Raw genomic sequence first — 9,646 nt, forward strand, 5'->3', positions numbered from 1 at the left:
GTTTCAACTGGTTAATTTTGTAATTCGATAAACACGACGGGATATCGTTGACATGAATGTAAAGGCACGAGAAAAAAATATGGTATGATTTACGGTCGTGATGCTTTAATAATATCTAGCGCTGAGTTAAAATTTTATCCCTTTAGCTTTTTGGTAAAAGCTTCTTTAGGTTTATCTGCTACCAGGTAGGCGTAATCCTAATTAGAAAAATCATTGGTTTGAGCATCCCGACGGCCACCCGGATGCCAGTCAAACTGGTATGTCTGAGCATCATTCTAATGGTCATGTGCATGTGATTAACCCTAAAGGTAATGAGGTGATTTTTACATGGTAAATAATATGCCTGAGCAATTAATTAAATTTCCTATTTCCGAATGGATAGTTCGATCAGGTCATTTTAAAACTGATTTATCATCGGAGGCTTATTGTATTTGCTATCAATATAATATAGGTAGTAATGGATATGGTCCTTATGATTTTTTAACTGAAAAATCGAAGGGGCTTTTGTCCTCTTTATTTACAAATCTTATGTGTTTTAATAAAGAGGGACAAAGTCTTGATGCTTGCTCAGCCATAAGTAGAAATGGGCTTTATTTTTATGGCAACAATAATGAACAAGTGAATAAACAACTGGAGGAGTATCGCAAGATGCTTCTGAAAAATAAGTTAAGAACTAATAAAGGATTGCCTGAAGAGATTTTACCTGACAAACCTGAACTACTTAATCTTTATGATGATTATGGTGGTGTTGATGTAAGTGTAATAAATTCTTTAATAAAGGAAGGTTACCAATTTCTTTTTTACTGGTTTTTTACTCCTGTCGCTGGAGGGAGTGTAATTGTTTTTGATGGTAACATATGGGATAAAGCCGTTGAATATTGCAAAGAAAATGGAATTGGTTTCCAAGAGTTTGATTCAGTTGATAATCTGAAAGAATGGTAAGGTTGTTTTTTATAAATTAGTTAACTTATTAATAAAAAGGACTGGAAAGATCTTTTTATCTTTCCGGCTTTTTTATTATTCTAATTTTGGGGAAGTGCTACATAGGCGTACACTTAGTCCCTTTGTCCATATGTCTAGCCAGATAATGTTACTTGGATAGCTCCTACACAACATAATTATCCGCCATCAGAAAAATATAGCTGTTCGAAATATTCATGGCGACGCTGCGCCCGGTCTCAAATCCCTTCTCTGCGAGTCAGTTGCTCATGAAGGGGCAAGTTGGGCTTGCGTGTATGTCCGGCAGAGATTTAGGTTTACGGTTGGAATAGGTAATGCCGACAAAGTTGACCTTAAAAAGCAGGATACTATGAGTAAGTTTTTTCTATTTAACCTACTTATTAGAAAGTAACATAAGTATCGTGCAGATAGCTTAATTTATCAGGGTGTGGCGGTAGCATGATTGTCTTATGCAAACCGCTACTTCCGCGACCTGAGCGGCCAGATTACCCGCATCCGCCGCACGCCGACGGCCGAAGGCGTTGCCCTGGGTATCGAAAGCGATGAGATCGCTTACCGCCACGACGCCGCCGGGCGCGTGCTGAGCGAGTCCGGCATTAACGGCGAGGTGGGCTACGAATGGGATGCCCTGAGCAACCTGACCGGCCTGACGCTGCCCGGCGGGCAAAAGCTGGCCTGGCTGCACTACGGCTCCGGCCACGTCAGCGCCATCCGCTTCGGGCAGCAGCTGGTGACCGAGTTCACCCGCGACCGCCTGCACCGCGAGGTGCGCCGCACTCAGGGCGCGCGCGAGCAGTTCCGCCAGTATGACAGCCTCGGCAGACGCACCCTGCAGTGCAGCGAACTGAGCACGGACGTGACCCTGCCGGAGCAGGCGCTACTGGAACGCCTGTACCGCTACACCGCGCGCGGTGAGCTTTCCGGCGTCAGCGACACCCTGCGCGGTGAGGTGGACTACGGCTACGACGCCGAAGGGCGTCTGCTGAAGCACTACGAGGCCCGACAGGGGCACAGCCGCGCGCAGTTCAGCTATGACGCCGCGGATAACCTCGCCGCCAGTAACGCTGCGGCACCGGTCACGGATAACCGCCTGCAGCACTGGCAGGCGCTGTTTATGAAATACGACCACTGGGGCAACCTGGTCAGCCGCCGCAACGGGCTGTATGAGCAGCATTACGTGTATGACGCCGAGAACCGGCTGGTATCCGCCCGCGGAACCGGGCCGGAAGGGCGGTTTGAGGCGCGCTACCACTACGACGCGCTGGGCCGCCGTACGCGCAAAATCGTCACCACGACGCACGGCACCACCGACACCCGCTTCCTGTGGCAGGGCTACCGTCTGCTGCAGGAGCAGCAGGAGAGCGGGCTGCGCAGCACCTATATCTACGACCCGAATGAGGCCTGGAGCCCGCTGGCACGGGTGGATCATCTCCGTGACCAGAACAGCGGTGAGATTAACTGGTTCAACACCGACCTGAACGGCGCGCCGCTGGAGGTGACCGACGAGCGCGGCGCGGTGCGCTGGAGCGGCCAGTACGGCAGCTTTGGCGAAGTGCGCCATCAGAGCGAAGGGTTCTCACGGGTTGTGAATCGCACGGCGACGGCACACCAGCCGCTGCGCTATGCCGGGCAGTACGCTGACGGTGAAACGGGGCTGCACTATAACCTGTTCCGCTACTACGACCCGCAGGTCGGGCGGTTTATTGTGCAGGATCCGATTGGGCTGAATGGCGGGTGGAACCTATATCAGTATGCGCCGAATTCTCTAATATGGATCGACCCGTTAGGATTGAAAGGGTTCTTTACCCCATCAATTTTTAATGCTCCTTCAGGTAGTACTCATACCGTTTACCAGCAATCAATAGACTGGGACTTACCTGTCAACACGAGGGGAGGAGTAAAAACAAATTTAGATTTAGCTTTGGAAGGTAAATCACCTTTTGTTGTGGAAAATGGAGCCTATTCACAAATAAATATTCACCATTCTAAACAAAATGGGCTAGGATCTTTATTTGAGCTTTCATCGAATACGCATCAGACATATTATGGAACAAATGCTCTCCATCCTTATTTACCAAATGCTCACCCAATTAATCCTGTAAACAGAGATTTATTTAATCTGGATCGTGAAGCATATTGGAGGGGGCGAGCACAAGCAGAATTAAACAGTCGAGCAAAAACTAAATGTGGGTGAGAGATTATGTTATCTGAAAAAATAAAGTTAATGAGTCAATCTCGAGGTTGGTGGTATGATGATATCACTCAAGAGTATAGTGATGCTTTGCTTTCTTTAGGTATTGACCTTTCTTCTGATTTTGCTCAATTTTATTTGCACGTTGAGGATGGGGCTACTTTTCATAGCAGGAATCATGAAATTTATCAGATCTGCTGGTTTGTTATAAATTCCTCATACCAACTTGATCTTAAGAGAACACATGAAATATTAAAAATACCAAACGAGTATATTCCCTTGGATGGTTTTCAAAACGAGGGTGGGTATTTTTATAACAAAAAAACTGGAGAGGTTTTATTTATCAATGTAGGGGATGCTTTAACTAAGTTCCTACAGGGGGAATTAAAGCCTCAATGGGTAGACTTTAATTCTTTCATTGAATGGTTTTTTGATTTAGATAAATGAATGAAATATGCCGGAAACCATTAAGTTCCGGCTTTTATTACCACAGACAATTTTTCCATAGTGTGGAGTATCTAAGATCAAGAAGTCATGACCTTAGTAAGGAAAGCTTATGCCTATTTCATGCGGTAAGCCTGCAAATAAAGATGGTATTAAAATTTTGGAGGCGAAATTCAAAATCAGTTTGCCTGAAGATTATAAAGAATTCCTCAGGTTGAAAAATGGCTTTGTTGTAAAATCTCCGGATTTCTGTGAGTTGGAGTATGAAGGTGTCGATGAAGGGGTTATCGCCTTTTATGCCCTTTTTGGAATGAATATGAAAAAACCTAATCACGACATTTTTCGTCAAAATGATAATTTTTAAGTGAACTTGATTTCATTGATGATAAGTTAATTATTTGCGATGATCCTGGCGGTAACTTTTACCTAATATTAAATGGCAGTGAAAACCAAGGTGTGTATTATTGGGACAAAACACATCTACATGCAGAGGATGATCTCCAAGAGTATGAGCTCGCTGAGCAAAATGAGTGCGGCAATATCTATAAAATTACTAATAGCTTTACTGAATTTCACAAGAGAATTTGTAAGACTTCCCTTGATGCAGGATGAATGTAACTGTTGATTTATGATATTTCAAAAATAAACCATAAACAGCCTATGATTATGGCTTATTTTTTTACATTTAGATGTTAGTAAATAGATAAATAGTGATAAAAACAATGTCAGATATGCTTGTATTTTACCATTGATAATAGTGCCATTGCAGAGGAAAAAGGCATTATACAAAAAGCGGCTCAGAATTTGTTAAGGGAAAAAATGAGTATACATAAACGATGGTTAAGCTTTGTATTGCTTGAAGATATATCATTTAAAGAGTTGCTTACAAAGTTAGAGCAGGTGTTTGAACGAACACTAGTTTGCGAGGATGAAGAAGGGCGTTATATTGCTAAAGCTGAATGTGATGGTTTTACTGTAACGCTTATAGATAAAGAGGATAGGCTAAGCGAATTTTTATGCGATGAAAACTATAGCCTTGAAATAATGATAACATCTGATGACTATTTTAATTCCTATTTTGAAGATTTCATAAAGGACACTCTAAGAAATGGTAATATAAAATGGGAAAGATCAGTCTGGGCTCCTGATAAATTACCTCAATGAGTAAACTGTTTTAAATTGTTTTTAAACCCAGTTAATCAAATGGAGTTTAACTGGATTTTGTTTTTTAGTTACTAAATATAGCAGGTGCTTTATATTTATTTACGATCCAAACGAAACTTGAAGCCTGCTGGCGTGGGTAGAACATCTTCCTGATCAGAACAAAGGCGAAATTTACTGGTTCAACACTACCTGAATGGGGGCTTGTAGCTGACCTGCATAATTTTTTTAATCTAAAATGCCTTATGAAAAATGTAGAAAGCTAATCAGCAGGAAATAAATTCTAGAGGAGATAGGTGTGGCTGATAACCAAGAAAAAAATTGACTTTAAGTCAAGGTGAGGTAGTCATCTTGAAAAAAGTGATTATGTATTTAAAATTTTCCTGTGAGGAAACCGAATCTGTCATGTACGCAGGCAGTCCTCTGATTAACTCTATTTTCTCTAAACTACTAGAGATTGATGATTTAGGGCAACAATCTATTGATTTTTATAATAATGGTCATACTGAGAACGAAAGATTTGTTTTGGCTAAATTAGATAAGTTAGAACTTGAAAATGGTCGAGAATTTCAAAGTGAAGTAAAGGAAAGTTCTTTTAGGGAATGCCTTTTTCCATTCTCAAGAAAGTAACTTCTGTATTGTAAGTGGCCGGTTGGTAAATAATCCTTACCGGCTCTTCTTTTAATCCGCAGATGATTAATGCTCCATTTGAGTCAAAATTGCTGCACTTCGTTGTGTCTTTCCTGCATTGAGGTTCTATAAGTCAATTCGAAAAAATATCACGGGGTTAAGTATGAGTCTCTTAAAACTAAGAAAACAGCCAACTCTTTGAATCCAAAAAAATAGGGGGGATAATGTCACTTGAACTGGATTTTTATGTAGATGATGAAGGTGTTTCAGTCGATTTAATCTTATCAGTATTTGGTCCTTCTCTTGTCCAGTGCATAAACCTTGAATTTGATTCGGCCGATGAAAAAATGAAAAAAAGAGATCGAATTTCTTATTAAGATACAGAAATATTTTTCCGAGAAAATAGCAACTGAAACTCAGGCATATAGCAAGCGTATCTATGGTGCGGATGCAAAAAACTTGATTTTGCTGAAAGTTTATCTTTCTCCAGATGAGGACAATGAATTTGGGTTCATGTTCTCGACCAATTTAGATGAGGATCATGGAATTGGCATTAAATTTAAAGGGCTTGAAGTGAAGAAAATTAGTAGTGGCGAAACAGCATTTTTATAAAATTTAATTATGTCTATCCGATCGGGTAGACCCATTCCTGTGGCAGGACTACCGCCTTCTGCATGATGCCGGGCTGTGCTGTACTTATATATTTACGACCTGAATGAAACCTGGATCCCGCAGGCACAGGGGATCATCTTCATGACCAAAGCCGCTGTGACATTTACTGGTTCAACACCGACCTGAACGGCGCGCCGCTGGAAGTGACCGACAAGCGCGGCGCGGTGCGCTGGAGCGGCCAGTACGGCAGCTTTGGCGAGATGCGCCATCAGAGCTAAGGATTCTCACGGGTTGTGAACCGCACGGCGATGGCACACCAGCCGCTGCGCTATGCCGGGCAGTACGCTGACGGTGAAACCGGGCTGCATTATAACCTGTTCCGCTACTACGACCCGCAGGTCGGGAGGTTTATTGTGCATGATCCGAATTGGGTTGAATGGTGGGTGGAATCGTTATCAGTATGCGCCGAATCTGGTGGGGGGGAATTGATCCGTTGGGTGTCAGTAGCTGTAGTACAAAATTTAAATCGAGAAATGCAGCCTTTAGGGCAGCGAAAATTGATGCCGGAATACCAATGAGCCAGCAACCATCAAAAGTTGAGCTAGTACTTTAAAAGATCGAAGCGGGAAATCTGTTTTAGGAGAAGATCATTTACTTTTAAAGACATGAGAACACACTTTCTAGTGTTCAAACGGTGAATCTATTGTAATCCAGAAATATTCCAATATCGGACAAATAGAGCGAGTGATTTCCTATGAACAGAGAAGAATTAGTAGAGCTTTTTGATAAATATTCTGATTTAATTAACATGGGAACGTCTGAAGATTCTCCAGGAAGTGACTGGATCGATGCTGCCGAAAAAGCATTATCAGTGACTTTTCCTGCTAGCTATAAGTGGTTTTTAAACAATTACGGTGGCGGAGATATCTGTGGTGAGGAAATATATAGTATTTACGGCCTGCCTTTTGATGAGGCAGTAGGTGGAGATATAGTATATCAAAATACTATAGCAAATGATAATTTAAAAAATGGAAGAGTTGTTGTATCGAATACGGATTTTGGCGAAGAGTTCTTTTTTGATGCAAATGAAATGGAAAAAATATATGTATCATTAGGGGAGAGTGTTCAACCTTATGCTGATAATTTTATAGAGTATCTCAAGAAACGGTTGCTTGCTTACGTTTAATAACTTTATTTTAGTTATTCGAACAAAACGCCGGGAAATGTTTATAATTTTCCGACTTGTTTTACCTATTAAGTTGAATGTTACTGCTGCGACCCGCAGGTAGTGCGGTTTATTTTGCAGGATCCGATTGGGTTGAATGGCGGGTGGAACCTTTATCCGTAAGCGCCTAATCCGTTGGGGTGGATTGATCCGCAAGGTCTTACCGTTTATTCAATCGCCAAGCTTAATGAGTATGGATACAGTGGTATTGTTCAAACCCCTACTGGCGGGCTGGATTATTCGGGAAGTAATGTCTTGTATAAAAAAGCTGGCATTAATCTTGTTATCTCTATTGAATATACCGCAGATTATTTGCAAGATTCCCATGCTGCAAATATTGAGGCCGGATTGAATCAAAAACGACGCCAAGTGGTTATGTCTGGCACCATCTTGATGATTAGAATCCTGAAACTAACAAAGGGACTATGCAATTGGTTAAACAAAGTGCTCATCAGGAAATTTCGATACTGGTGGCGTTAGTCAGTACAAGGCTGCCACTGGAAATGCCTATACTAATCCAGCTAGAAACCGTGCCCGCAGATCCGTTGGAGGAAAATGCTAAAGTATCTTACTGATTCAGCAAATAAACTGACTTTAGACGAATTAAACGCATTCAATGCGTACTTTGATCATCATCTTCCCGCGTCATTTCTTGATTTTTATCTTAAAAATAATGGCGGGTATCTTCATAATAATGAAAATAGTAAACCTTTTATGCTTGGTGGTTTTAACCCTATAAAATATGGTGACCTGCCGATTGAGCAACTCAATCGTGATCTTGTTGCGTCGTTTGGCGAGTTGAGAAATATGGTTCCCTTTGCCTATGATGACGGCGGGAACTATTTCTATTATCCCTCAAATCTGATGATTCATTAGGAAAGATATTTCTTTTTCAGATGGACGATAAAGAGGTTAAGTTGGTCGCTGATTCGTTCTCAGAATTTATACAAGAATTGCTTACTTGAAAATCCAGAGGAAGTTTGCAAGATTCTCAACAGTGAAGTTGTTCATGTTCAAAGGTAAGATTGAGAATCAGACAAAGATGATTAACATTAGTCATTTATTAAAAAATTGAAGGGCTTATAATCCGGCATGTGCTGGATTTATTAAGACTGTTTGGTAACCATTAAATTTATTATTTATGCAAATATGGAGCGAAAGCATAAAGTTCAGCTTAGATATAAATGAATGTTAACATCCGGGGACTTGCACATTATAATATGCCTTCTGTGCCTGAATCCAATTGGGAAGCTATAGCATTTTGATGTTTAATGGATTTGATTATATAGATTCGGATTGATGACGAAAGGAGAAAGGGCTAAATGCTACGATTGATGGGAGACGGCTACGAACCTTATGTTGATAAGTTAGATGATAGACTAATCTATTCATTACCTGTCGAGTCGGGATTCCTCAGCTTTAATTTCGAGTTTGTTATTTGTTAGGTCGATTTGGATGTCTTGTTGTCCGTTCATTACCGGCGAGCCGTTCTCGAAGTGACGGCACATACCTTGCTCCAGCGTTCAACGCTGAAGGGGCATGACCGCATAACTCAACATAACTTTGATGAGCTTGTTTTTAATACTCTTCATACAACGCAAGAGCAGCTTCAGGAATTTATTTCAAAATTTAATCGAGAGTACCGTATTTTGATTGAGCATTATGTGAACGAAATAGTAATCCAACGTACTGCCAGGGGCTAATTATTTTAATAAGAAGAGTGTTTTTCTATTCAGTTATCAAACTTTTTCCCGGCTCCTGACCTTATAATTTTCAAAAGTAATGAATCATTTCAGCGCCGAAACTCTGTTTCGCCCCCATCAGCATTTCGGTACCCATCATCCGCCTCAGTGCGCCGAAATATACGGCTCCTTCACAAACTCCGCCAACAGCCAAACCATATCATGCAGCAATCCGGTGAGTTCTTTCGCCACGCTCGCAGGCAGTGTCCCGCCCATCACCGCCAGCGTTAACGCCACGGCATAATCCACCTGCAACACCGTTTCCTGCCAGCAGTCCGGCACGCAGGAGGTCATCTTTTCCCCTGCAATCAATTGCTCAAACAGATACGACGGAAGCTCCGAGTCACAGCACTCACGCAGCCGCTTCAACGCAGCCAGCAATCGCTCACAGAGCGTGGTAAACGTCACTGTGTCGTCAGTTTCCACCAGCACGCTGACATACGCGGCGCAGGTATCAGCCAGCTCGAAAAGATCCGCAAAATCGGAAATTGAAGCGTTGATGAGCTGATGAACAGCGCTTTCTTCAGAGAGCGCATAAGAAAAGTTAGGTGTAGTAGCCATTTAGCATCCTCGTTGTGCAGAAAAGTGTCATGTTATGCTAACGGGTTCCTACGCCCGGTTACGGATGTGCCGCAACGCAGGCACTTTACGACCGTGAAGAAGGGATGAAAAGTGATGCCC

The 9,646-nt window shown here is 42.1% G+C and carries 11 protein-coding genes and 3 pseudogenes; 13 read left to right on the forward strand and 1 reads right to left on the reverse strand.

Translation table 11 applies throughout. The annotated features are described in order from the left end of the window. Positions 1-327: 327 nt before the first annotated feature. From HP459_RS18080 to HP459_RS23575, 13 genes and pseudogenes are all read left to right on the forward strand, one after another. A complete protein-coding gene (locus HP459_RS18080; protein ID WP_171936588.1) occupies positions 328-942 on the forward strand; it encodes a hypothetical protein in 615 nt (204 codons plus the stop codon). Between the two features lie 478 nt (positions 943-1,420). Further along, positions 1,421-3,154, forward strand: a pseudogene (locus HP459_RS18085) (RHS repeat-associated core domain-containing protein); the annotation flags it as partial. A gap of 6 nt (positions 3,155-3,160) precedes the next feature. Further along, positions 3,161-3,598: a hypothetical protein gene (locus tag HP459_RS18090; RefSeq protein ID WP_171936589.1), complete on the forward strand. Its 438-nt coding sequence runs from the start codon at positions 3,161-3,163 to the stop codon at positions 3,596-3,598. 109 nt (positions 3,599-3,707) lie between these two features. Next, positions 3,708-3,959: an SMI1/KNR4 family protein gene (locus HP459_RS23560; protein ID WP_253939651.1), complete on the forward strand. Its 252-nt coding sequence runs from the start codon at positions 3,708-3,710 to the stop codon at positions 3,957-3,959. 65 nt (positions 3,960-4,024) lie between these two features. Next, positions 4,025-4,207, forward strand: coding sequence for a hypothetical protein (locus tag HP459_RS23565; RefSeq protein ID WP_261387177.1), 183 nt, complete (start codon positions 4,025-4,027; stop codon positions 4,205-4,207). A gap of 123 nt (positions 4,208-4,330) precedes the next feature. Then, positions 4,331-4,759, forward strand: a complete 429-nt coding sequence (locus tag HP459_RS18100; RefSeq protein WP_253939652.1) for a hypothetical protein — start codon at positions 4,331-4,333, stop codon at positions 4,757-4,759. 348 nt (positions 4,760-5,107) lie between these two features. Then, the gene (locus HP459_RS18105) at positions 5,108-5,386 is read left to right on the forward strand and encodes a hypothetical protein (protein ID WP_171936590.1); all 279 of its coding nucleotides are present in this window, start codon (positions 5,108-5,110) and stop codon (positions 5,384-5,386) included. Positions 5,387-5,610: 224 nt separating this feature from the next. Next, complete coding sequence (locus tag HP459_RS23570) at positions 5,611-5,763, forward strand: hypothetical protein (RefSeq protein WP_200484736.1); 153 nt, start codon at positions 5,611-5,613, stop codon at positions 5,761-5,763. Between the two features lie 269 nt (positions 5,764-6,032). Continuing rightward, positions 6,033-6,506: pseudogene (locus tag HP459_RS23400) on the forward strand (RHS repeat-associated core domain-containing protein); the annotation flags it as partial. Between the two features lie 246 nt (positions 6,507-6,752). Beyond that, positions 6,753-7,184, forward strand: coding sequence for an SMI1/KNR4 family protein (locus HP459_RS18125; RefSeq protein ID WP_146877086.1), 432 nt, complete (start codon positions 6,753-6,755; stop codon positions 7,182-7,184). Positions 7,185-7,570: 386 nt separating this feature from the next. Further along, positions 7,571-7,624, forward strand: coding sequence for an HNH endonuclease (locus HP459_RS23775; RefSeq protein ID WP_261387178.1), 54 nt, complete (start codon positions 7,571-7,573; stop codon positions 7,622-7,624). A gap of 154 nt (positions 7,625-7,778) precedes the next feature. Then, a complete protein-coding gene (locus HP459_RS18135; protein ID WP_251850887.1) occupies positions 7,779-8,099 on the forward strand; it encodes an SMI1/KNR4 family protein in 321 nt (106 codons plus the stop codon). A gap of 446 nt (positions 8,100-8,545) precedes the next feature. Then, positions 8,546-8,926, forward strand: a pseudogene (locus HP459_RS23575) (hypothetical protein). A 144-nt stretch (positions 8,927-9,070) separates the two neighbouring features. Here the strand turns inward: HP459_RS23575 and HP459_RS18140 are convergent. Further along, entirely contained in the window at positions 9,071-9,526 is a 456-nt protein-coding gene (locus HP459_RS18140; protein WP_171936591.1) for a hypothetical protein, read from the reverse strand. Positions 9,527-9,646 lie beyond the last annotated feature (120 nt).

Source organism: Enterobacter sp. CM29, from assembly GCF_013179605.1.
GTDB classification, from domain to species: domain Bacteria; phylum Pseudomonadota; class Gammaproteobacteria; order Enterobacterales; family Enterobacteriaceae; genus Enterobacter; species Enterobacter intestinihominis.